Origin of the sequence: Desulfuromonas soudanensis (genome assembly GCF_001278055.1) — a bacterium.
GTDB classification, from domain to species: Bacteria; Desulfobacterota; Desulfuromonadia; order Desulfuromonadales; family WTL; genus Deferrimonas; species Deferrimonas soudanensis.
This window is the reverse complement of the sequence record NZ_CP010802.1, coordinates 434,655-456,806: the sequence shown is the minus strand read 5'-3', so window position 1 is coordinate 456,806 and position 22,152 is coordinate 434,655. Positions and strand designations below refer to the sequence as shown.

The following is a 22,152-nucleotide window of genomic DNA, read 5'->3' as shown; positions in this document are numbered from 1 at the left end:
ATCCGGGAAAAGGGGGGAAATTTTTTACCAGCTGTAGGTCTTCGGATCAATCTTCCCTTTTTTCATGAGCTCGATGGAAAAGATGAGCTGACCCTCTTCGAAGAGGCGCATGTTCGCTCCCGACCCGAAGGCGGAACTCGACATGATGGCCGCTTCCCTGATCTTTTTCCGGATCCCCTCGGGAACCGCCTTGGAGGCGGTGAGAACATTGTCGGGATTCTTGGCCAGCGAGATGCCGGGGATTTCGTAAGAAACCAATCCCGGGTAATCGTTCTTGTTCGCCTCCCACCACCAGTTTTTGACCACCGCGGCGCTGGCGCGTCCGGCCTTGACGGCACCGACGGCCGCGCCGTGATTGGCCACGCCGAGTGCCGCCCGGCCGCCGGTGGCGGCCATGGCACTCGACTCGCCGGAAGAAGCCCCCAGGGCAAAAGCGATTTTCTCCGGGGAATTTTCGAGAATCTCCCCGGGATCGGCGTCCTGGGGAAGAATGAGAATGCCGGAATAGAACTCCTTGCCGTTGACGTTCTGCGCCAGGGGGGTGCCGATCCCCCGGGCGGCAATGATCGCCTGGACGAAGGAGCCGACGTAGACCAGGCTCTGATCCTTGGAATCGAAGGCCGCTAGGATTTCCGGATAACTCTTGGCGATGCGCGGGCGGATCGAAACTCCGGATTTTTCCGAGAGCGCCTTGGTGATTTCCTGGGCCTGAGGGGCCTTGGTTTTCCAGTCCGGCGGGAACCAGCAGGTAATGGCGTCGGCCGCCAACAACGGCTGTACCGCAGCAAATAAAAACAGGGTCGCCAACAGGGTGATGATCGTTTTTTTCATCGTCTCTCCTCCGTTTGAGTGATGTGACCTTGCCAACCGATGTTGCGGCGAAGCTGGCACAATTGAAGCCCCAGGGTCTGTCGAATACAAAAAGAGCCCGCCCCAAAGCCAGAGGCGGACTCTTAATAAATGGAATCATTAAGACCTCTCTTCGACGGCTCGGCTGCCCTCGTGGGGCCCGTGGCTTTGCGTCCCTGGATCGCTCCAGGTTTGCCTGTTCGTGAATGATCGGATTTTACGATAGGCCGAATGCCATCGGCCAGTCAAGAAGAAATTGTCTCTTTCGTCGGGAGGACGAATCATTCCAAGTATCTGAATGTCCGCATTTATTTGCAGGCACGCGGAACTGTTTCAGGGGAGAGGGCGGTTAACCCGGCGGTCAAAAAAGCGCGAATGTTTTCCTTGTCGCAGGCAAAAAAACACCCCGGCACGGCGGCCGGGGCAAAGGAGAAATTGGGCGAAAAAGGCCTCAGTCGAGGGTTTCCGCCAGAAGGGAGATGGTGTGGGCGGCGCGCACCGGGGCGCCGCTCTTCTCGAGGCCGCCGCGGATCTGCATCATGCAGCCGGGGCAGTCCATGGCGACGCAGGCAGCGCCGCTCCCCTCGATGTCCTTGAGCTTGTCTGCAAGGATGCTGCGGGCGATCTCCGGGTGGCTGGTGAAGGAGTAGGAGCCGCCGAAGCCGCAGCAGCGGTCGGCGTGGGCCATCTCCACCAGCTCGCTCCCCGAGCCGGCGAGGAGGGCCCTCGGCTGCTCCCAGACCCCGGCGCCGCGTTTGAGATGGCAGGAGTCGTGATAGGTGACCTTCAGTGGCTCCCCCTTGCCGGCAAAGGCAGCGGCGCCGTCGAGAACGTCGACAATGAATTTGCTGGCGTCCATGGTGATGGCCGAGAGGCGCTCGGCTTTTTCCGCCCACACCGGGTTGTCCCGAAGGTGGTCGACGAAGTCGCGCTGCAGAGCCATGGAACAGGTCGGGCAGGTGGTGAGAACAAAATCGGGGTTTTCCTCGAGCATCGCCGAAACGTTCTGTTCGGCGAGCTCCACGGCGGTTTCCTTGTCCCCCGAATAGATCGCCGGGATGCCGCAGCAGTTCTGCTTCTGCGGGTAATAGACCTCGACGCCGAGGTGGTTCATGACCCGGACCAGGTCGACGCCGAGTTCCGGATAGAGGAAGTCGTTGGCGCAGCCACCGAAGAGAGCGACCCGGTAGCGCGGCTTTTCAACCTTCTGGGGGATGGCATCGAAGGCGTCGCGCAGCGGCCTGGCGGCGATGGCCGGCAGGGTGCGCCACTCGGTGAGGGAGGAGAAGAACATCGGCAGATGGCGGATGGTGCGCTCGCCTCGGGTCACCGGCTTCTGCAGGAGGCTGGCGGCGCGGATGAGCGAGTGGAAGAGCTTCCGGTTGCGCATCACCTTCTTGAAGACCAACGTCTTGCCGACGCCGATCCCCTCTTCGTCGCCGACGGTCTCCCGCAGGTGGAGGATGATACTTTCGAGATCGATCTTGCTCGGGCAGACGGCGACGCAGGAGCGGCAGCCGATGCAGGCGCGGACGATCTCGGCGGCGGCGTCGAGGCCGTGGAAAAAGGCGGTGAGGATGATGCCGATGGCGCCGATGTAGATGTGGCCGAAGACGTGGCCGCCGACGGTCTGGTAGACCGGGCAGACGTTGGCGCAGGCGCCGCAGCGGATGCAGCGCAGGGCGTCCTGGCAGTGGGGGGATTCGGCGAGGGCGCTGCGGCCGTTGTCGAGGAGGACGATGTGCAGCTCCTTCTCCTCTTCGCCGCAGGGGACGGCGCCGCGGATCCAGGTGACGTAGGAGGTGAGGAGCTGGCCGGTGGCGTTCTTGGGGAGGACGCGGATCACCTTGGCTGCGTCCTCGAGGGTCGGAACGAGCTTTTCGATTCCGACCAGAACGACGTGGATCTTCGGCAGGGTCGAGACGAGGCGGGCGTTCCCCTCGTTTGTCACCAGGGCGATGCCGCCGGTCTCGGCGACGGCGATGTTGGCCCCGGAGATCCCCATGTCGGCGTCGAGATACCCCTGGCGCAGCTGGGCGCGGGCGACCTTGACCAGGTGCCCGATCTCGGGGGCCTCCGTTTGGCCGGTGACTTTGGAGAAGAGCTCGGCGACCTCCTCCTTGAACATGTGGATGGCCGGCATGACCATGTGGCTGGGGCGCTGGCCGGCAAGCTGAATGATCCACTCGCCGAGGTCGGTCTCCAGGGCCCTGACCCCGGCCTTCTCGAGGGCCTTGTTGAGATGGATCTCCTCGCTGGCCATGCTCTTGCTCTTCACCGCAAGCTTCACGCCCCGCGCTGCGGCAAGGTCGGCGATGTAGTCGTTGGCCTCGGCCGCGGTGCGGGCCAGGTGGACTCTGGCGCCGGACGCCTCGGCCTTGCCGATGAACTCTGCGAGGTAGCTCTGGCGATTTTGCCGGACATCGTCCTTCATCGCCGCGATTTCGGTGCGCAGTTCCTCGAAGTCGAGACCGGCAAAGGCGTTCTGGCGCGAGACGACGAAGGCGTCGCCGAACTTGTGCAGGGCGTCCTGCAGGCGGGGGGTGGCAATCGCCTCGCTGACACGGGTCTTGTATTTGCGGCTTCTCTCTTTGTTCATGTTGTTTCCCCTTGAATATCGGACCGATCGGTCGGATCGGACCGATCGGTCGGATCCTTTATTCCTACATCTCGAAGAAATCGCCGGAAATCCCTTCGACGAGCAGGATGTGCAGCTCGCAGGGGCCGTGGACGCCGATGGTCAAAACCCGCTCGATGTCGGCGGTGCGACTCGGACCACTGATATAAGCCAGGTAATTACGGGGCGCCAGCTGGTGAAAGCGCCGCAGGATCGGCACGGCGGCCAGGCCGTCGGCGACGATGGTCGCCGGGTCGAGAAGGACGAAGTGGCGCTCGGGGAGGGTGGTGGCGAGGCGGATCGCCTCGGCGGTACTCTCGAGAACGACGCTGCCGGTGTCGGCGAGGGCGAAGTTGGCACCGGTAACCCCGGCGGCGGCGGAGGCCGCCTGAGGGCGCAGATCCCCTTCGATCACCTGGCAGCCGGCGAGGCGAAGTTTCTCCCCCAAGTCCTCCCGCTGGCTGCTGGCAAAGGGGGGGAGAAGGAGGGGGCCGCCGGCCCGTTCGGCAATATAGGCGACCGCTCCGGCGATATCGGAGAAGGCGACCACCTCGGCGCCGATTCTGCCGGCGACCTGAACAAACTGCTGTCGTAACGCGTCCTGGGACATGGGACCTCTCTTCCGACGAAGGGCACCGCCCTCCGCCTATTGTCAATTGGTCTTACCACTTTTGAGATATCCTAGCCAATTGCCCTTTTCAGGTCAAGTCTAAAAAACCGTTATTTTCACATCCGACCCCCGAAAGAGCCCCCTTACGCCGCGGCGGGCCGTGCAATCCGCCCCTGCGCTCCAGCCGGACATCGCCGGCAAAAGTTCCGCATCCCTTGCAAATCGGCTGAATTGTGCTTCAAGGAAGAGAGGTGGAACGGTTTGAGTCAACCATGACAAATTTGACTTCTTTTTGAATCAGAAGCTATATTGTTGTTTTATTTCATTTTATTTCCCAATCAGGAACCGTTTGACTCGATATTAAGTCAGAACCCTACTTCTCTTTGCAGCCAGAATCGACTAAACAGCAGTTTTAAAACAGCTTTCCCAATTGGAACGACCCTTGCTCTTATAAGTTACCATCTTTCCCCACCGCAAGCCGGAGGTCCCTTATGTCCGAAGTTTTCTTGTTAAACGCTCTGCGTACCCCGTTCGGCTCCTTCGGCGGCGCCCTGGCCGATGTGCCGGCACCGACCCTGGCCGCCGGGGTGATCGGCGCCCTGCTCAAGGATCAGCCCTTTGCCTTCGACCGGATCGACGAGGTGATTCTCGGCCAGGTCCTGCAGGGCGGGAGCGGCCAGGCCCCGGCCCGCCAGGCGATGCGCCAGGCCGGACTCCCCGACAGGGTTCACGCCATGACCATCAACAAGGTCTGCGGCAGCGGACTCAAATCGATCATGCTCGCCGCCGACGGCATCCGCCTCGGCGAGTCGCAGCTGGCTCTGGCCGGCGGCATGGAGAGCATGTCCCTTGCTCCCTACGCCCTGCAAAAGGCCCGCTTCGGCCAGCGCATGGGGCACGGCGAAATCCTCGACCTGATGATCTACGACGCCCTGCAGGACCCCGACTCGGGGCGGCACATGGGGGAGATCACCGAAGCCTGGGTCGCCGGCTACGGCCTCACCCGCCAGGAGCAGGATGCCTTTGCCGCCCGCTCCTACCGGCGGGCCCGCGCCGCCGTGGTAGACGGCCGCTTCGAGAGGGAAATCGTCCCGGTGGTGAAGAGCGGCCGCAAGGGGGAGGTCACCGTCGATCGCGACGAGGAACCGTTCCGGGGGGACCCGGAGAAACTTTCGACCCTGCGTCCGGCCTTCAGCAAGACCGGCACCCTCACCGCCGGCAACGCCTCGACCATCAACGACGGCGCCGCCCTCGCCCTCCTCGCCGGAACCGATGCCGTCCGGGAGTACGGCCTCAATCCCCTGGCGAAAATCGCCGCCGCGGCCACCAACAGCCTTGCTCCCGAGCTCTTCGGCGAGGCGCCCGTCGAGGCGATCCGCCGGGTCGTCGCCAGAGGCGGGATCTCTCTGGATCAGGTCGGTCTCTTCGAAATCAACGAGGCCTTTGCGGCCGTGCCGCTCATCGCCATCCGCCAGCTCGGCCTCGACCCCGAGCGGGTCAACGTCAACGGCGGGGCCTGCGCCATCGGCCACCCCGTCGGCGCCAGCGGGGCCCGTCTGCTGACCACGTTGCTGCATGAGATGCAGCTGCGCCGGGAGCGCTACGGCATCGCCACCCTCTGTATCGGCGGCGGCGAGGCCGTGGCCGTCCTCATCGAACTTCTCTAGATTCCAGGAGCTCCGAGCCACCATGAAACCGATCTACACCGAGGCAAAAGAGGCCCTCAAAGGGCTGGTGCACGACAACATGACAATCGCCGCCGGCGGCTTCGGCCTCTGCGGCATCCCGGAGAACCTCATCGTCGCCCTGCGCGATTCGGGGGTCAAGGGTCTGACCGTGGTGAGCAACAATGCCGGAGTCGACCAGTTCGGGCTCGGCCTCCTCCTGCAGACCCGCCAGATCAAAAAGATGATCTCCTCCTACGTCGGCGAAAACGCCATCTTCGAGAAACAGTATCTCAGCGGCGAACTCGAGCTCGAACTGACCCCGCAGGGGACGCTGGCCGAGAAGCTACGCGCCGGCGGCGCCGGCATCCCGGCCTTCTTCACCCGGACCGGCTACGGGACGGTCCTCGCCGAGGGGAAACCGGTGCAGAGCTTCGGCGGCAAGGAGTACGTGCTCGAAGAGAGCATCGTCGCCGACCTCTCCATCGTCAAGGCCTGGAAGGCCGACCGGGCCGGCAACCTGATCTTCCGCTACACCGCCAGCAACTTCAACCCGGCCTGTGCCAAGGCCGGCCGCCTCTGCGTCGCCGAGGTCGAGGAAGTAGTGGAAATCGGCGAAATCGACCCGCACCAGGTCCACGTTCCGGGGAACTACGTCGATCGCATCCTCATCGGCGCCCGGCACGAAAAGCCCATCGAACAGCGCACCCTGGCCGGCCAGGTATCGGTCAAGGGGTTTTCGCCGATCCGGCAATGGCAGGCCCAGCGCATCAGCCGGGAGTTTACCGACGGCATGTACGCCAACCTCGGCATCGGCATGCCGACCCTGGTCGCCAACTACATCCCGGAGGGAATCAACATCACCCTCCACGCCGAAAACGGCCTCCTCGGCGTCGGCCCCTTCCCCAGGGAGGGAGAGGAGGACGCCGATCTGATCAACGCCGGAAAGCAGACCGTCACCTGGCTCCCCGGGGCGGCCTTCTTCGACAGCTCCGAGTCCTTCGCCATGGTGCGCGGCGGGCACATCGACCTTTCGGTCCTCGGCGCCATGCAGGTCTCGGGAAGAGGCGACCTGGCCAACTGGATGATCCCCGGGAGCATGGTCAAGGGCCCGGGGGGAGCGATGGATCTGGTTTCGGGGGTGAAAAAAATCATCATCATGATGGATCACTGCGCCAAGGACGGCTCGGCCAAAATCCTCGACGAATGCACCCTGCCCCTGACCGGCAAAGAGGTGGTCGACATGATCGTCACCGACCTGGCGGTCTTCAGCGTCGCCCGTGGCCGGGGCCTGACCCTCCTCGAACTCCCCCCCGGGGCAACCCTCGAGATGGTGCGGGAAAAGACCGGCTGTCCCTTCGAAATCGCCGCCAACCTCAAGCATTGGTAAGGAGAGAGACCATGCCCAAAAAAATTGCCATCGTCACCGGCGCGGCCAGCGGCATCGGCCTGGCCGTTGCCCAGTCGCTGGCGGCCACCGGCCACCAGGTCGTCATGGCCGACATCAACCAGGAGACGGGGAGCCGCGAGGCGGCAGCGATCGGCGCCCTCTTCGTCCGCACCGATCTCTCTTTGCGGGCCGACTGCAAGAAACTGGTCCAGACGGCCCTCGACAACTTCGGACGCGTCGACATCCTGATCAGCAACGCCGGCATTCAGCACGTCAGCCCCATCGAGGAGTTCCCCGAAGACAAATGGGACTTCATGATCGCCCTGATGCTCACCGCCCCCTTCCTCCTCACCCGTTATTGCTGGCCGTCGATGAAGGAGAACGGATGGGGACGGATCATCCACATCAACTCGGTGCACGGCCTCATTGCCTCCCCCTTCAAGAGCGCCTACATCTCCGCCAAGCACGGCGTTTCCGGGCTGACCAAGACCACGGCCCTCGAAGGGGGTCCCTTCGGCATCACCGTCAACTCCATCTGTCCGGCCTACGTCCGCACCCCCCTGGTCGACGGGCAGATCGCCGACCAGGCCAAACTCCACAACCTCTCTCCCGAGGAGGTGATCGAAACGATCATGCTGAAAAACGCCGCCGTCAAGCGCCTCATCGAGCCGAGCGAAATCGGCGATCTCGTCCTCTATCTCTGTGCCGACAAGGCCGCCTGCTTTACCGGCTCGATGCTGACCATGGACTGCGGCTGGACCGCCACCTGAGATCGACCCCCTTCCGAGGCGAGGATCCATGGACAAGGAACTGCTCGAAATCGTCTTCGACAACCTCTACAACGGCATCTACCTGGTCGACGGCCAGGGTGTGACGATTGCCGTCAACCGCACCTTCGAGGAGATGTCGGGCTTTACCAACGCCGAACTGGCGGGAAAAAGCCTCTACGATCTGGTCGGCCCGGACAACTACTTCACCGGGTCGGCCAGTCTGCTGGTGCTCGAGCGCAAAAGCCCGGTCACCGCCACCTACTCGACCAAGACCGGCCGCAAGCTGCTGGTCAAGGGGCGGCCGATCTTCGACGACCGGGGGAAAATCAGGCTGATCGTCAATACCATCTGGGACCTCACGGTGGTCCAGTACAGCCAGAAAATCGATGCCGATACGGCCCGCAGCCAGTTCCTCTCCGAAGAGGACATCATCACCTGCAGCGAGCGGATGAACGAGGTCATCGACCTCGCCCTGCAGGTGGCGATTACCGATTCGACCATCCTCCTCTCCGGGGAGTCGGGGGTCGGCAAAAGCCTCCTCGCCAAACTGATTCACCGCTCCAGCGAACGCAAGGGCAAGCCCCTGATCCAGGTCAACTGCGCCGCCATCCCCGAATCCCTCATCGAATCGGAGCTCTTCGGCTACGAAGCCGGCGCCTTCACCGGGGCCGACCGCCGGGGGAAGCCGGGCTTTTTCGAGCTGGCCGACGGCGGGACAGTCTTTCTCGACGAGATCTCCGAACTGCCGATCCACATCCAGTCCAAGCTCCTCTGGGTCCTGCAGGACCGCAGCTTCTTCAAGGTCGGCGGGCGGGAGGCGACGACCGTCGATGTCCGGATCATCGCCGCCAGCAACAAGGATCTGGCCAAACTGGTGGCGACGGGGGGCTTTCGCGAAGACCTCTATTACCGGCTCAACGTGGTGCCGATCCCCCTCCCCCCCCTGCGGGAGAGGCGGGAGGACATTCCGGTGCTGATCCGCTACTTTCTCGGCAAATTCAACCGCAAGCACCGTTGCTACAAGGAATTCTCCCCGGCCCTGGTCCGCCAGCTCGCCGCCGGCCAATGGCCGGGAAACATCCGCGAACTGGAAAATGCCGTGGAGCGCCTGGTGGTGACGTCGCGCAGCGACCGGATCGAACCGACCCGGGCCTTCGGCCTGGCCAGCGACCCGCTTCTTCACCCCGGCCAGACCCTCAAGGAGATGGTCGCCGGCTATGAAGCCGAGATCCTGCTCAAGGCGCAGCAGGAATACGGCACGACCCGCAACATCGCCGCCGCCCTGGGGATCAGCCAGGCCACCGCTTCGCGCAAACTGCAGCAGGCGCTCGAGGACAAGGAGAGGTCGGCAAAAGCCGAAAAATAAAAAGACAGCGTTTTATTTTTTGCTTGACCGGTTAAAACCCTTCGCTTATGGTAAGGGAAATAATTGGCCTTACCAATCACCACTTTTTACGGCACCCCCGATCCCGAGGTGCCCTGAGGTCGCGGCAGACCCCCCTGCCGGCGCTTATTCAACCCTGACAAAAGGAGTCGCACGATGAAAAGATCTGGCCTGATCCTCAGCTTGATGGTGGCCCTCTCCCTGGTCCTGGCGCCAGGCGCCTTTGCCGCCAAGCGCGAAAAGTTCGGCGCCGACAAGCGTCACGAGGAAGTCAAGAAGGAGCTGCGCACCATCAAGACGAGCAAGGAAGAGTTCAAATGGAAGATGGTCATGCCCTGGTCCAAGGGACTCCTCTTCTACGACATGGCCCAGCACTTCGCCGACAGCGTCGCCCTCGCCTCCGGCGGCCGCCTCGAAATCAAGCTCTTCTCCGCCGGCGAACTGGTCGGCGCCATGGAAAGCTTCGACGCGGTGAGCAAGGGCTCCGCCGAAGTCGGCCACGACTGGCCCGGCTACTGGAAAGGGAAGAACGAAAACTTCGTTTCCTTCGCCTCCGTCCCCTTCGGACTCGACACCGAAGGCTACAATATCTGGCTCTACGAGCGCGGCGGCCTCGAGCAGATGCAGGAGCTTTACGGCCGCTACAACCTCTACGCCTTGCCGGGGGGTAACGGCGGGCAGGAGATGGGCTTTTTCTCCAACAAGAAGGCGACCAAGATGGCCGACTTCAAGGGGATGCGCGTCCGCACCCCGGGGTGGTACATGGATATCATGAACAGCCTCGGCGCCTCCGTCACCCCCCTCCCCGGCGGCGAGGTTTACCTGGCCCTGGAGCGCGGCGTCATCGACGCCGCCGAGTTCAGCTCCCCGGCCATCAACTTCCCGATGGGTTTTGACGAAATCACCAAATACGTCATCGAGCCCGGCGTTCATCAGCCTTCGGTGCAGTGCGCCCTCTTCTTCAACAAGGATGCCTACAACAAACTCCCCGCCGACCTGAAGTGGATCGTCGACATCGCCGCCAAGGAGACCCAGCTCTGGTCCACCGCCTGGCAGGAAAACCTGAACATCGATGCGATCAAGCTCTTCAAGGAGAAGGTGGAATTCGTGCGCATGGACGACGAGGCCATCACGGCCTTTGCCAAAAAAACCAAGGAATACCTGGACGATCTCAAGACCAAACATCCCGACGTGAAGAAAACCCTCGACTCCCAGGAGAAGTTCAAAGAGGATTTCTCCCAGTGGCGGGAAGTTCGCAGCGGCCTGACCCCCTGGCCCCTGGAGGATTTCATCAAGGGCAAAAGGCTCCAGTAATCAGCGTTGAACAAGGGCGGGGGCAGAGCGCCCCCGCCCTCTTCCCAAAAGAGGAAGCGTACCATTAAACCAATGCGAGGCTCTCATGCTCCAGATTGCCAAATGGATAGATTCTCTCAACGAGAAGATCGGATTCTGGTCTTCGTTCCTGATTCTCCCCCTCATCGGCGTGGTCGCCTACGAGGTGGTGATGCGCTACGGATTCAACGCCCCGACCGCCTGGGCCTTTGAATTGACCGTATTTATCTACGGCGTCCATTTCATGCTCGCCCTGGCCTATGCCCACAAGCACGATGGCCATGTTTCCATCGATATTTTCGAAGCGCGACTCTCGCCCCGCCCCCGGACCATCCTGCGCATCGTCGCCAACCTGGCGTACTTCATCCCGACGGTCGGTCTGCTGGCCGTGTGGTCGATCATCTATGCCAACACCTCCTGGCAAGGGCGGGAACTTGCGTCCTCCTCCTGGGCGCCGGCCATCTATCCCTATAAAATACTCATGGCCATCGGCTTTGTCCTCCTGCTTTTGCAGGGAATCTCGAAGTTGATCCAGGATTTCCGTTCCCTCCGCAACTAATGGATCAGCAGCAGGTCCGCCTCTGGAGACGTCTTTTATGACCCCCGAAATTCTTACCATTCTCATGTTCCTTACGCTGGTCGCCTCAATCGCCATGGGGCACCCCCTGGCGATCACCCTGGCGGCCGTGGCCACCATTTTCGGCTTGATCGACTACGGCTTCAACGTCCCGGCGCTCCTCGACCTCTTCGTCAACAACGCCTGGGGAATTTTCCTCAACTACACCCTTGTCGCCGTCCCCCTCTTCATTTTCATGGCCCAGGTCCTCGACCGGTCCAAGGTCTCCGAGGGGCTCTTCGATGCTCTCTATATCGTCCTCGGCGGTCTTCGCGGCGGTCTCGGCATCGCCGTCGTCGTCGTGTCCACCGTCTTTGCCGCCACCACCGGGATCATCGGCGCCTCCGTCGTCGCCATGGGACTGATGGCCGGCCCGGCGCTGCTGCGGCGCGGCTATGACCGCAGCCTGTCGGCGGGGATCATCTGCTCCTCGGGGACGCTGGGGATTCTCATTCCGCCGAGCATCATGCTCGTCGTCTACGGGGGCCTGACGGGGATGAAGGAAACCTCCGTCGGCAACCTTTTCGCCGCAGCCATCCTTCCGGGACTCTTTCTCTCCGGCCTCTACCTGCTCTACGTCGCCGTTCGCTGCGGAATCAATCCGAAGCTCGGACCGCCGATCCCCCTGGAAGAGCGCACCTTTTCCGCCGCCCAGAAAATCACCATGACCATGAAAAATTTCGTCCCCCCCTTCGGCCTGATCCTGATCGTCATGGGGACCATTCTGGCCGGCGTCGCCACTCCGACCGAGGCCGCCGCCCTCGGATGCGTCGGCGCCCTGATCCTCGCCGCCTTCAGCCGCAAGCTCAACTGGGACGTCATCACCCAGGCGTCCCTGTCGACCGCCCGGACGACCGCCATGATCATGGCCCTCTTCATCGGCGGCAAACTCTTCAGCGTCGTTTTTCTCAGCATGGGGGGGGGCGATGTCGTCGCCGACACCCTGCTCGGCATGGACGTCAGCCCCTACGTGGTCCTGGCCATCATGATGGCCGTCGTCTTCTTTCTGGGGATGTTCATCGACTGGGCCGCTATTCTTCTGGTGGTGGTGCCGATCTTCACCCCCATCGCCATGGACCTCAACTTCGACCCCCTGTGGTTCGCCATGCTGATCTGCATCAACCTGCAGACGTCCTTTCTCACCCCCCCCTTCGGCTACGCCCTCTTTTATTTCAAGGGGGTCGCCCCGCCGGAATACACCATGGGGGACATCTACCGCGGGATCGTCCCCTTTGTCGGCATTCAACTCGCCGGCCTGGCGGTGATGGTCGTTTTTCCCGAGATCGTCACCTGGCTCCCCGGCGTCTTCTTCGGCGGAAACTAGAGTCCCGGACGAAGACGGGACAGGTCCCCAAACGACATCTATGACTGCGGAGTGAACTCATGTTGCCGAAAATCAGAAAAATCGTTTACGCCACCGGCCTCGGCCCCGCCGCCCCGTACGTCTTTCGCTACGCCCTGGCCCTGGCCCGCCTGCACAAGGCGGAAATCGTCGCCGTCAGCGGCATCGAACCGCTCTCTCCCTTCGCCCAGAGCCTGGTGGAGCTGCACATCTCCCACGCCATGTCGGAAGAAATGCACAAAAAGGGACGGGAAGCGGTGAAGGAGAACCTGCGCCGCCGTATCCGCGCCCTCTGCGAAAAGGAGGAGAACGGCGATGGGCCCGAGGGGTGCGGAGTGAGCGATATCCGTATCGTCGAGGGGCAGCCGGCCCAGGTCGTTCTCGCCGTGGCCGAGGAGATCGACGCCGACCTCATCGTCATGGGATCGCACCGCCACACGGTCCTCGGCGAAGCCGTTCTCGGCAACACCACCAGCAAGGTCCTCCACGGCACCGGACGGCCGGTGCTGGTAGTGCGCATTCCCGAAGGGTACAGGGAAGAAGGTTTTTAAGCCCTCTTGCCCCTCACCCCATGCCGTAGCCCCCGAACATATTCAGGAAGCCAAGGACGCCATGATTTCACAGACCGCCATCGAGCACCTGATCGAAAGGTTGGGGAAGGAAAACGTCTACCACGAAAAGGAAGACCTTCTCGTCTACGGCTACGATGCCACCCCGGGGGTCCACCACCTCCCGGAGGTCGCCGTCTTCCCCACCAGCACCGAAGGGGTGCAGGCGGCCATCGAGATCGCCCGCCGCGAAGGGCTCCCCATCGTCCCCCGCGGCACCGGCACCGGCCTCTCGGGAGGGTCCGTCCCCGCCGAAGGGGGGATGGTCCTGTGCATCTCGCGCATGGACAAAATCCTCGAAATCGACGAGGAGAACCTCACCGCCACGGTCCAGGCCGGGGTCGTCACCCTCGATCTCTTCAACGCCGTCGCCGCCAAGGGGCTCTTCTACCCCCCCGATCCCGGATCGCAGAAGACCTCGACCCTCGCCGGCAACGTCGCCGAAAACGCCGGCGGCCTGCGCGGGCTCAAGTACGGCGTCACCCGCGACTACGTCATGGCGCTGACGGCCATTCTCGCCGACGGCTCGATCATCAGGACCGGCGGCAAGGCGGTCAAGGACGTGGCCGGCTACTCCTTCCGCGACCTCCTCGTCGGCAGCGAGGGGACCCTGGCCTTCATCACCGAGGTCACCGTCAAACTCATCCCGCCGCCGCAGGACAAACGCACCCTCCTCGCCTACTTCGACGACATTCGCACCGCCGGAGAGGCGGTGTCGAAAATCATCGCCGCCAAGATCATCCCGGCGACGCTGGAAATCATGGACAAAATGACCATCAACTGCGTCGAGGACTACGCCGCCATCGGCCTCCCCCGGTCCATGGCCGCCCTCCTCCTCATCGAGGTCGACGGCCATCCTGTCGTCGTCGCCGAAGAAGCCGCCGCCGTCGAGGCGATTCTCAGGGAGGTCAGGGCCGCCGAGATTCACGTCGCCAAGGACGCCGCCGAGGCCGCCAATCTCGCCGCCGCCCGCCGCACGGCGCTGTCGGCCCTGGCCCGGGTTTCCCCCACCACCCTTCTCGAAGACGCCACCGTCCCCCGCTCGCGCCTCGCCGAAACCTTTGCCGAAATCGAGCGCCTCACCGAAAAGTACCGCCTCAAGGTCGGCACCTTCGGCCACGCCGGCGACGGCAACCTGCACCCGACGGTCCTCTGCGACGAGCGCGACCACGACGAGATGGAGCGGGCCCACGCCTTCTTCGCCGAACTCTACGACATGGTTCTTTCCATCGGCGGCACCGTCTCCGGCGAGCACGGCATCGGCCTGGCCAAGAAGGGGTACCTCAGGCAGCAGGTCGGCGACGGCGGCATCGCCGTCATGAAACGGATCAAGGCCGCCTTCGACCCCGAAGGGATCTTCAACCCCGGCAAGATCTTCGACGACGAGGGGCCCGGCGCCAGGGTCAACGTAGAGGAGGGCTTCCGTGTCTCCCGATAAGCCCCTGGGCAATTTCGCACCGAAAGATGCGCCGAGCTACGAATCGATCATCCAGTGCATGCGCTGCGGCTTCTGCCTGCCGACCTGTCCGACCTACGCCCTCACCGGGCGGGAACGCTCCAGCCCCCGCGGCCGCGTCGCCCTGGCCCGGGCGGTGGCCGAGCAGAAACTCGAGTTCACCCCGGCGATAAAAGAAGAGGCCTTTTTCTGCCTCGACTGTCGCGCCTGCACCACCGCCTGCCCCTCGGGTGTGCACGCCGGGGAGATCATGGAGACCTGTCGCGCCCAGGTTCAGAGCATCTACCCCCTGGAGGGGATGCAGAAGGCCTTCCGTTCCTTCATTCTCGAAAAGATGCTCCCCTCTCCCGAGCTCCTCGAGACGGCGATGATCCCGGCCCGCATCTACCAGAAACTCGGCATCCAGTGGCTCCTCCGCCACAGCGGCGCCCTCAAACTCGCGCCGAAGTGGATGGAGAAGGCCGAGGGGATGATCCCCGAGCTGCACAAGCCGCTGCGCCTGCAACTCCCCGAGGTCATCCCCGCCGGCGGCGCCAGGCGCGGCCGGGTCGGCTACTTTCTCGGCTGCGTCATGAGCCTGATGTACGCCGAGGTCGCCCGGCAGACGGTGAAGGTGTTGGCCCACCAGGGGTTCGAAGTCGTCACCCCCAGGGACCAGAAGTGCTGCGGCGCCCCCCACCTCACCGAGGGGGACCGCGACACCGCCCGCGCCCTCATGCTGCACAATCTCGAGCTTTTTCTGGCGCAGGACTTCGACTACATCGTCACCGACTGCGCCGGCTGCGGCAGCGCCCTCAAGGAATACGAGGAGATGCTCGAGGGGCGCGCTGACCACGGCAAACTTGCCGCCTTCCGCGCCAAGATCCGCGACGTCTCCGAACTCCTGGCCGAAGTCGGGGTGCGCAGCGAGGGGCTCAAGCCGGTCAACGCCTCGGTCACCTACCACGAGCCCTGCCACCTCTGCCACGCCCAGGGGATCAGCGCCCAGCCGCGAAAGGTGATTCGGGCGATTCCCGGAATCGACTTCCGCGAAATGAAGGAAGCGAGCTGGTGCTGCGGCTCGGCGGCGACCTTCGGCCTCAAGTTCACCGAAGAGAGCCAGAAGATACTCGACCGCAAGCTCTCCAACGTCGTCGAGACTGGCGCTGAAATCCTCGTCAGCGGCAACCCCGGCTGCCAGCTGCAGCTCGCCTGGGGGGTCAAAAAGGCCGGCCTCGACACGAAGGTCATGCACATCATTGAACTTCTCGGCGAGGCGACCCCCGACTAGAGTTCTTCTGCCCTAAAAGCGTTGCGTCGTCGCGGCGTCGCGTGAGGCAAAGGTCCTGATTTTTTGGTGAGCGGTCACCCCCTGAAAGGGTCGCCTGCCATGACCTTGGGAAAAACCAAGGGCGGGTTTCACGCGACGACGCGACGACGCGACGAAAATCTTTTTCTGTAAAGATGAAAAGCCCGGCTTCCCTTTGTGGAACCGGGCTCTTGGCTTCGTCCCCCTTGACTTTTCCGGTGCTCGGCGTGACACTTGTCCGCCTGTGAACATTCATTTTCAACGGAGAGACTTGAGAGAGCTGAGAGCCGGAGAGGACTCCTGATTTTGAAGACTTTTCTGGTGTCATCTTCCTTCTTCCTTCTTCCTTCTCCCCCCGAAAAACAATAATTCCCTGGAACCGGCCCCCACCGACCGCCCTGGAGTGTTATGACCAATTTGATCCTGATCGGAGTTTTTGTCGGGCTCGGCCTCCTCTTTCGAAGGCTGGAGGCGTTCCCCAAGGAATCGGCGCAGGTGCTCAACATGTTCGCCCTCTACGTTTCACTGCCGGCGCTGATCCTCCTCAAGATGCCCCAACTCGAACTGGGGAAGGAGGCGCTCGTGGCGGCAGTCGTCCCCTGGGGGATGCTCCTTCTTTCCGTGGTCCTGATCCTGTTGGCATCGCGGCAGTTCGGCTGGAGTCGCGCCAAGACCGGTGTGCTGCTCCTCGTCGTGCCGGTCGGCAACACCTCCTTCATGGGGGTGCCGATGGTCAATGCCTTTTTCGGGTCGGCCGGCATTCCCTACCTGATCGTCTACGACCAGATCGGCACCATGCTGATCTTCTCCCTCTACGGCTCGCTGATCCTCGCCATGTACGGCAGGGAGGGGACCCTTAAAATCTCCTCCGTCGCCCGCCGGGCGCTGACCTTCCCGCCGACCATTGCCGCGGTGGTCGGCCTGGCGCTGCGCCCCTGGCCCTATCCCGAAGCGATCGCTTCGGCCCTCCACGGCGTCTCCCTGAGCCTGACGCCCCTGGTTATGACCGCCATCGGCCTGCAGTTGCGCTGGCGGCTCAATCCCAGCGTCTTTGCCCCCTTGAGCTATGGGCTCTTTATCAAATTGCTCATCGCCCCCCTGGCGGCGCTGGTCGTCTGCCGCCTGCTGGGGATGAACGGCCTGGCCGTCGACATTGCCGTCTTCGAGGCCGGCATGCCGCCGATGGTGACCGCCGGCGCCCTGGCGGTGGTGGCGGGAATGGAGAGCGAGCTGGCCATCGCCCTGGTGGGGGTCGGGATCATCGCCTCCTTTGCGACCCTGCCGATCCTTTATCTCTTGCTGTAGCGCCCGCCCCAAGGACTGTCTCCAGAAGACTGGCTACGAAAAAAAAGGCCGCCTCTCCATCGGGAGAGGCGGCTGTTTTTTCGACATAAACCGGAGGTGGTTCTGGCGGCCAGTGTCCTAAATGAGGAGGCCGGCGACGATTCCGGCGGTTTCTTCGGTGATGCGCCGACAATTGGTCAGATGTTCGCGGCTCTTCCACTTGAAATCACGGGAGAGGGCGCTGCAGCAGGTCGCCCGGTTGCGCTCCTTGAAGGCTGCCACCAGGGCGGCGCTCTTTTTACCTTCTCCCCGCAGCCCGAGAGCCATGACGCCGCCGGAGATGGCGCCGCACAGGCACTTGCTGCCGCCGATGCCGCCGCCGAAGGCTTCGGCAACCGCCATCAGCTGCGGATCGTCGATCCCCGTGGTCGCCTGCAGCACCGCCTGGGTGCAGTTCTTCCCGCCGGCAAAGAGCCGTCCGGCCTTTTCTGCCGCCGATTCGTCGAACGCTTCGGCGCGCTTGATTCTGAATATCCTGGCCAGCATGATTTCTCGCGGAGGAAAATGGAGTTCGGGGTGGGAATCTAATGAAATGTCCAGGGGCCATGGTAACCGCTCCCAGCCCAGGCGTCAAGAGCCTTCCCGGTACTGGACGCACCTCAGCTCATATTGCCGCACTCGAGGCAAACCAGCTCGTTTTGCATCACAAGCCCCCTCTGGGTGCAGTTTCCCCCCGAGCCGCGGGCGAATCGGCGAGGCTTTGTCGCTTCGATCCATTCCGGCAGAAAGAGGGCGTATTCGTGCCTCTTCCGTCTTCTCGTCGGCAGATCCTCGGCGTTTTCACACCGGCGGCAACGGATTTCGATGAGACCCGTTTCCCTGTTGTACCGCTCGGTGATCTCCTCCTCTTCCATCGCCTCTCCTATCAGGTCCGGCACCCGGACAAAGGCTTCCTCCCTCGGATCGCCAGTCAGGGCGCGGCGGGTTTTTCATGCCTTGCCCAGGTCTCGTCGGGATCAAAGACGGTCAGGGCGCCGGCTGCTTCGGCTGTCCCTTCCCCGAGATCTTTTTCATAGATCACCCCGGCCTGGTTAACGATGAAGGTCATAATCCCCGAAGCCCCGTACTTGGCCGGATAGGCGACCAGGGCGAAGCCGAGGACCATCTTGCCGTCGGCGACATAATCGAAAGCCCCCCCGTCGGCATGCGGCCCCTGCCCCTGGAGAATCTTGAAATAGTAGCCCTGAAAGGGTTCCGGAGGGTCTTTTTCCAGAACGCCCTCATACCCCTTGGCAATCGCCCTGGCGATGAGGGGGCCGAAAGGACTCTCTTTTTCCCCCTCCGCGGCCGGCCAATAGAGCCCATCCTTCTTCCCCTGGCTGCTGGAGAGCTTCTGGGCGAACTCCTGGGTGCCGCCGTTGAGCTTCATGCAGGCATACTCCCGCTGGGCGTCTGTATAGGCCTGCATCACCTCGAGGGTGTGCAGCTCGTTTCTGCCGATCCGCCGGTTGAGGATTTCCTCCTTTCCGGCCTCGGTATCAAAAAGCCAGGCCTCCCCCCGAGCAACAACGGGGATCGGGAAAGGATAATCCTTGCTGCCGACGAAAAGCACCGCCTTCCCTTCCGCCACCGTTTCGAGCCTGTGCTTCTCCGTGTATGCCTGCAAAAAACGTGATCGGCCGTATTGATCGGCGACCGGGTCGCCGGAGGAAACAAGATCCTCGGCTTCGGGGCCGAAAAGAGCCAGCAATTCGGCATCGTCATTGTTCCGGGTCGCCGCAGCCAGGGCATCCGCCGCCTGCTGCGGAGAGTCAAAACGTTTCTGACCCGCACCCTCGCCGGCCAGAGCGGGAGCGATCATGAGCATGAGCAGGATCGAGAGCAAGGGGATCCACCCTAACGTTTTGAAAAGGGATGCTTGCCGTCCTATCATTTGCGCCTCCTTCGGCTGAAAGGGAGTGAGGTTTATGGTTTTTTCGGATCACCGACCCCTGCGTCCCTAGTCGTCACTGCCGCTTCTCTTCCCACGACCATCCCGGTCATCGGCAGTCCGGCCTTGTCGGCTGGTCCGTCCGCGTTCGCTCGAGTCTCGTTCCCTCCTCCCCTCCCCGACGCGGTCGAAAACGTTGTCGCGGCGGGGCGTTTGCCGTTCGACCCTGGTCCGTTCGACCTCCTGGCGGTCGCCAGTGACCTTTTTTGTTCGTTCCTGCACCTTGCTCTGATCACGGTCGCGCTCAGAGCGGTCACGGTCAGTCTTGACGGCCCGCTCCTGACGCTCGACCTTGACTGCCGGAGACCGTTTAGACGGCGGATTCTGCACCCGTGGCCCTTCCTGCCGGTCACGCTCGACTCTCGCCCGATCATTCCCCCCCCTTTCCCGCTCGGACCTCGCCCGGTCGAGCCCTCCGTCCCTGCTTCTCACCCGATCGCCTTGTTCGGGAAAACCACGGCGGTCGCGGCCGAAATCCCTCGAATGTCCGGGGTACTGACCATATTTTCGGGCGGTGCTCTTATCGCGGTAGGCGACACCGCGCCGATGATCGGGGGCATGGTGCCAGCGGTCGGTCCTGGTAATCCACCGGTCGTGCCTGACATATCTTGGCCGCTTGTGCACATCGACATAAATAATGCGGCGGGGCCAATCGAAATAGCTCCAGGAGCCGAAGGTGAAACTGAAGTAGGTGCCGGGCCAGTAATTGATCCCGACTCCGAGGCTCACGCCTGTGGGCCCCCAGTAATAGGGGGGGTAGTCGGGATACCACCAGGAACCATAGACATAATAGGGATCATAGTACGGCACGTAGATCACCCTGGGGGCGGCCGGCTCGATGATGATCGTCTCCCTTTCGACGATGACCTTCTGCTCCGAGGTCGTCGCCAGATGCCCCTGGGCCAGGGCCTGACCCCGCAGTTCCTGGACCATCCCCATGACCTCCCCCTCCTGGGCGAGAAAGGCGTTGCCGAGATGGGTGGTCTCGGTGATATGTTCGCTCATCAGTGCCAGAACGGAGGGGAAATGACAGAGCGCCTTGACGCTGGGATCCCAGTCCCGGCTCAGGAGCGCATCGTCCAGAGCCTCCCCTTTGAGTCCCTGATTCCGGTTGACCCAGCGGTCAGCCTCGATGACTTCAATGGGGTAGGTCGAGGCCATCAGGATCTGAGAGAGAAGAGCGTCCGGATAGAGGGCGATGGGCGCCAGCATCTGGGCAAGCTCCTCGCGGCTGTACTGTCCGGACGGCTCCTGGTCGCCGTATTCCTGAACATAACCGTCCTGGGCCAGCGCTTGCGGCGCCGGAAAGAAGAGGCAGAGAGCGAGAAGAGGGCTGACGAAAAGTCCGATGATCCGTTTGAAGAGGGTGTTTTTCCTCATGACGACCTCCTGAATGCCGGTGCTGCTCCCCATGTTTTCGATCCCCGATTTCAGTGGCGGAAGAAAAGTCACTGCTGTTGCTGAAAACAACAATAACCCCGAAATAAGGATGAAATGGGGAAGAAATAGGGAAATCGCTTCCCGTTCATGGAGGACCTGCCGATTCCGAAAAAAACAGTGGTGACTCTTCAGCGGCGGGACGAAGGCTTGCCCTTCTCCTGTTGCGCCGCCAGCCGGTCGGAAAGCGTCCCGACCGCAACGGCAAAGGCCTTGGAACGGTTCCAGGCCAGAAGGGCCCGGAAATTGGCATATACAAGGTACGCCGGTCCGCCGGGACCCTCGGGGAGGATCAGCGAGGCGTCGAGATCGCGCCGCGGCAGGGCCTTTCCGTTTTGGCGCCGCACCCCGAGGGCCTGCCAACCCCTAAGGGGGAGACTTTTTTCCAGCCCGGTCAGGTTAAGGTCGAATCTCTCCGGCACGAGAACGGGACGCCCCCAGGTCAGGCCGTCCTGCCACCCGACCCGGGCGAGATAATTGGCCGTCGAGGCCAGTACGTCCGGAACAGAACTCCAGATGTCGATGCGACCGTCGCCGTCGGCATCGACGGCATAGCGAAGAAAAGAAGAAGGCATGAACTGGCATTGTCCCATGGCCCCGGCCCAGGAGCCCTTCAGATCCTTGAGGGAGATATGTCCGGCATCGAGAATGCGCAGGGCATCGAGGAGTTCCCGGCGGAAATAGGCGCTGCGCCGCCCGTCGTGGGCCAGGGTGACCAGGGAACGGATCACAGGATAGCCTCCGGCGTGTTCGCCGTAGCTGCTCTCGATCCCCCACAAGGCGACGATGAAGCGCCTCCTGACGCCGTACTTTCGTTCCACCCGGCCGAGCCAGGTCGGATAGCGGCTCAACATCCTGGACCCGTTGACGATCCGCTTCTCGTTGACCCGGTCGGCGACATAGTCTTCCAGAGTCTGCGTCGACTCCGGCTGGGTGCGATCGAGTTCGATGACTCGCGGCAGCGGTTCTTCGATATCGGTTAGCGCCGCCTCCACGGTTTCTGGCGAGATTCCGGAGGAAATGGCTTCCGTCCGGAGCTCGTCCAGCCAGACGGCAAAACTGCTTTCCGCCCCCAAAGCCGGAGCGCCGCTGGCCGACAGGAGGCAAATACAGGTGATGATCGGACCGAGAATACTCATGGGATGGGCCCTCCGATTCCGGCGCGGGGAGATTGATGAAAGGCTAAGGGCGGGGTGCGATCGCAGACCTTCTCCTTAGTGTAACTAATTTCTGTCAACTGTCAGAGTTGACGCAACTTTTCGGCTCCGGAGAACCGTGGAATACGCTGAGGGTGCGGTGAATTCCCTATTATTGGAGTATTTTGTTTTCGTCCGTTCAACCCACCTTCCCCCGGGATTCCCAATTTCCTTGGTCATTAAAAACAACATAAACACCTTTATATGAGATAACTATTTGATAAAACGCCTTTTTTAATCGAATAATAATATCCAGATAGAGTAATTATAAAACAATGTTATTATTTTCTTGACAGGGCGATTCCCTTCTGTTTAATTT

19 protein-coding genes and 1 riboswitch are annotated in these 22,152 nt (G+C 62.4%); of the genes, 11 read left to right on the top strand and 8 right to left on the bottom strand.

Features of this window, described 5'->3' with window-relative positions:
* Window positions 1–24 precede the first annotated feature (24 nt).
* The 3 genes from DSOUD_RS02070 to DSOUD_RS02060 form a co-directional block, all read right to left on the bottom strand.
* On the bottom strand, window positions 25–831 hold the full coding sequence (locus tag DSOUD_RS02070; RefSeq protein ID WP_053549439.1) for a PhnD/SsuA/transferrin family substrate-binding protein: 807 nt from the start codon (window positions 829–831) through the stop codon (window positions 25–27).
* Between the two features lie 150 nt (window positions 832–981).
* A riboswitch (cyclic di-GMP riboswitch) is annotated at window positions 982–1,056 on the bottom strand.
* Window positions 1,057–1,300: 244 nt separating this feature from the next.
* On the bottom strand, window positions 1,301–3,448 hold the full coding sequence (gene ldhH, locus DSOUD_RS02065) for an L-lactate dehydrogenase (quinone) large subunit LdhH (RefSeq protein ID WP_082351011.1): 2,148 nt from the start codon (window positions 3,446–3,448) through the stop codon (window positions 1,301–1,303).
* 64 nt (window positions 3,449–3,512) lie between these two features.
* Window positions 3,513–4,076 (bottom strand): LutC/YkgG family protein, encoded by a 564-nt coding sequence (locus DSOUD_RS02060; protein ID WP_053549438.1) that lies wholly within the window; start codon window positions 4,074–4,076, stop codon window positions 3,513–3,515.
* Between the two features lie 491 nt (window positions 4,077–4,567).
* On the opposite strand from DSOUD_RS02060, the gene DSOUD_RS02055 reads away from it, so the two are divergent.
* From DSOUD_RS02055 to DSOUD_RS02005, 11 genes are all read left to right on the top strand, one after another.
* Entirely contained in the window at window positions 4,568–5,743 is a 1,176-nt protein-coding gene (locus DSOUD_RS02055; RefSeq protein WP_053549437.1) for a thiolase family protein, read from the top strand.
* A gap of 22 nt (window positions 5,744–5,765) precedes the next feature.
* The gene (locus DSOUD_RS18955; protein ID WP_053549436.1) at window positions 5,766–7,130 is read left to right on the top strand and encodes a 3-oxoacid CoA-transferase; all 1,365 of its coding nucleotides are present in this window, start codon (window positions 5,766–5,768) and stop codon (window positions 7,128–7,130) included.
* An 11-nt stretch (window positions 7,131–7,141) separates the two neighbouring features.
* Complete coding sequence (locus tag DSOUD_RS02045; protein WP_053549435.1) at window positions 7,142–7,900, top strand: 3-hydroxybutyrate dehydrogenase; 759 nt, start codon at window positions 7,142–7,144, stop codon at window positions 7,898–7,900.
* Window positions 7,901–7,928: 28 nt separating this feature from the next.
* Window positions 7,929–9,266 (top strand): sigma-54 interaction domain-containing protein, encoded by a 1,338-nt coding sequence (locus DSOUD_RS02040; RefSeq protein WP_053549434.1) that lies wholly within the window; start codon window positions 7,929–7,931, stop codon window positions 9,264–9,266.
* A 174-nt stretch (window positions 9,267–9,440) separates the two neighbouring features.
* Window positions 9,441–10,598, top strand: coding sequence for a TRAP transporter substrate-binding protein (locus DSOUD_RS02035; RefSeq protein ID WP_053549433.1), 1,158 nt, complete (start codon window positions 9,441–9,443; stop codon window positions 10,596–10,598).
* Window positions 10,599–10,683: 85 nt separating this feature from the next.
* Complete coding sequence (locus DSOUD_RS02030; protein WP_053549432.1) at window positions 10,684–11,175, top strand: TRAP transporter small permease subunit; 492 nt, start codon at window positions 10,684–10,686, stop codon at window positions 11,173–11,175.
* Window positions 11,176–11,212: 37 nt separating this feature from the next.
* The gene (locus DSOUD_RS02025; RefSeq protein ID WP_053549431.1) at window positions 11,213–12,556 is read left to right on the top strand and encodes a TRAP transporter large permease; all 1,344 of its coding nucleotides are present in this window, start codon (window positions 11,213–11,215) and stop codon (window positions 12,554–12,556) included.
* Between the two features lie 59 nt (window positions 12,557–12,615).
* Window positions 12,616–13,125, top strand: a complete 510-nt coding sequence (locus tag DSOUD_RS02020; protein ID WP_053549430.1) for a universal stress protein — start codon at window positions 12,616–12,618, stop codon at window positions 13,123–13,125.
* Window positions 13,126–13,186: 61 nt separating this feature from the next.
* Window positions 13,187–14,620, top strand: a complete 1,434-nt coding sequence (locus DSOUD_RS02015) for an FAD-binding oxidoreductase (RefSeq protein WP_053549429.1) — start codon at window positions 13,187–13,189, stop codon at window positions 14,618–14,620.
* Complete coding sequence (locus tag DSOUD_RS02010) at window positions 14,607–15,908, top strand: (Fe-S)-binding protein (RefSeq protein WP_053549428.1); 1,302 nt, start codon at window positions 14,607–14,609, stop codon at window positions 15,906–15,908. Before DSOUD_RS02015 ends, DSOUD_RS02010 begins: the two co-directional genes overlap by 14 nt.
* Window positions 15,909–16,334: 426 nt before the next feature.
* On the top strand, window positions 16,335–17,231 hold the full coding sequence (locus tag DSOUD_RS02005) for an AEC family transporter (protein WP_053549427.1): 897 nt from the start codon (window positions 16,335–16,337) through the stop codon (window positions 17,229–17,231).
* Window positions 17,232–17,348: 117 nt separating this feature from the next.
* On the opposite strand, the gene DSOUD_RS02000 is transcribed toward DSOUD_RS02005, so the two are convergent.
* The 5 genes from DSOUD_RS02000 to DSOUD_RS01980 all read right to left on the bottom strand — a co-directional run bounded on the left by DSOUD_RS02000 (window position 17,349) and on the right by DSOUD_RS01980 (window position 21,776).
* Entirely contained in the window at window positions 17,349–17,756 is a 408-nt protein-coding gene (locus DSOUD_RS02000) for a C-GCAxxG-C-C family protein (RefSeq protein WP_053549426.1), read from the bottom strand.
* A gap of 113 nt (window positions 17,757–17,869) precedes the next feature.
* On the bottom strand, window positions 17,870–18,148 hold the full coding sequence (locus DSOUD_RS01995; protein WP_157671697.1) for a hypothetical protein: 279 nt from the start codon (window positions 18,146–18,148) through the stop codon (window positions 17,870–17,872).
* 32 nt (window positions 18,149–18,180) lie between these two features.
* On the bottom strand, window positions 18,181–19,095 hold the full coding sequence (locus DSOUD_RS01990) for a DUF2950 domain-containing protein (protein ID WP_232426484.1): 915 nt from the start codon (window positions 19,093–19,095) through the stop codon (window positions 18,181–18,183).
* 114 nt (window positions 19,096–19,209) lie between these two features.
* On the bottom strand, window positions 19,210–20,580 hold the full coding sequence (locus DSOUD_RS01985) for a DUF3300 domain-containing protein (protein WP_157671696.1): 1,371 nt from the start codon (window positions 20,578–20,580) through the stop codon (window positions 19,210–19,212).
* A 188-nt stretch (window positions 20,581–20,768) separates the two neighbouring features.
* Window positions 20,769–21,776 (bottom strand): lytic murein transglycosylase, encoded by a 1,008-nt coding sequence (locus DSOUD_RS01980; protein ID WP_053549422.1) that lies wholly within the window; start codon window positions 21,774–21,776, stop codon window positions 20,769–20,771.
* Window positions 21,777–22,152: the final 376 nt, after the last annotated feature.

Coding starts and splice junctions, on each gene's coding strand:
- DSOUD_RS02000 (WP_053549426.1), bottom strand. CDS start 17,756: ATGCTGGCCAGGATATTCAGAATCAAGCGCGCCGAAGCGTTCGACGAA.
- DSOUD_RS02055 (WP_053549437.1), top strand. CDS start 4,568: ATGTCCGAAGTTTTCTTGTTAAACGCTCTGCGTACCCCGTTCGGCTCC.
- DSOUD_RS02015 (WP_053549429.1), top strand. CDS start 13,187: ATGATTTCACAGACCGCCATCGAGCACCTGATCGAAAGGTTGGGGAAG.
- DSOUD_RS01985 (WP_157671696.1), bottom strand. CDS start 20,580: ATGAGGAAAAACACCCTCTTCAAACGGATCATCGGACTTTTCGTCAGC.
- DSOUD_RS02030 (WP_053549432.1), top strand. CDS start 10,684: ATGCTCCAGATTGCCAAATGGATAGATTCTCTCAACGAGAAGATCGGA.
- DSOUD_RS02070 (WP_053549439.1), bottom strand. CDS start 831: ATGAAAAAAACGATCATCACCCTGTTGGCGACCCTGTTTTTATTTGCT.
- ldhH (WP_082351011.1), bottom strand. CDS start 3,448: ATGAACAAAGAGAGAAGCCGCAAATACAAGACCCGTGTCAGCGAGGCG.
- DSOUD_RS02040 (WP_053549434.1), top strand. CDS start 7,929: ATGGACAAGGAACTGCTCGAAATCGTCTTCGACAACCTCTACAACGGC.
- DSOUD_RS02005 (WP_053549427.1), top strand. CDS start 16,335: ATGACCAATTTGATCCTGATCGGAGTTTTTGTCGGGCTCGGCCTCCTC.
- DSOUD_RS02035 (WP_053549433.1), top strand. CDS start 9,441: ATGAAAAGATCTGGCCTGATCCTCAGCTTGATGGTGGCCCTCTCCCTG.
- DSOUD_RS02045 (WP_053549435.1), top strand. CDS start 7,142: ATGCCCAAAAAAATTGCCATCGTCACCGGCGCGGCCAGCGGCATCGGC.
- DSOUD_RS01980 (WP_053549422.1), bottom strand. CDS start 21,776: ATGAGTATTCTCGGTCCGATCATCACCTGTATTTGCCTCCTGTCGGCC.
- DSOUD_RS02025 (WP_053549431.1), top strand. CDS start 11,213: ATGACCCCCGAAATTCTTACCATTCTCATGTTCCTTACGCTGGTCGCC.
- DSOUD_RS18955 (WP_053549436.1), top strand. CDS start 5,766: ATGAAACCGATCTACACCGAGGCAAAAGAGGCCCTCAAAGGGCTGGTG.
- DSOUD_RS02020 (WP_053549430.1), top strand. CDS start 12,616: ATGTTGCCGAAAATCAGAAAAATCGTTTACGCCACCGGCCTCGGCCCC.
- DSOUD_RS02060 (WP_053549438.1), bottom strand. CDS start 4,076: ATGTCCCAGGACGCGTTACGACAGCAGTTTGTTCAGGTCGCCGGCAGA.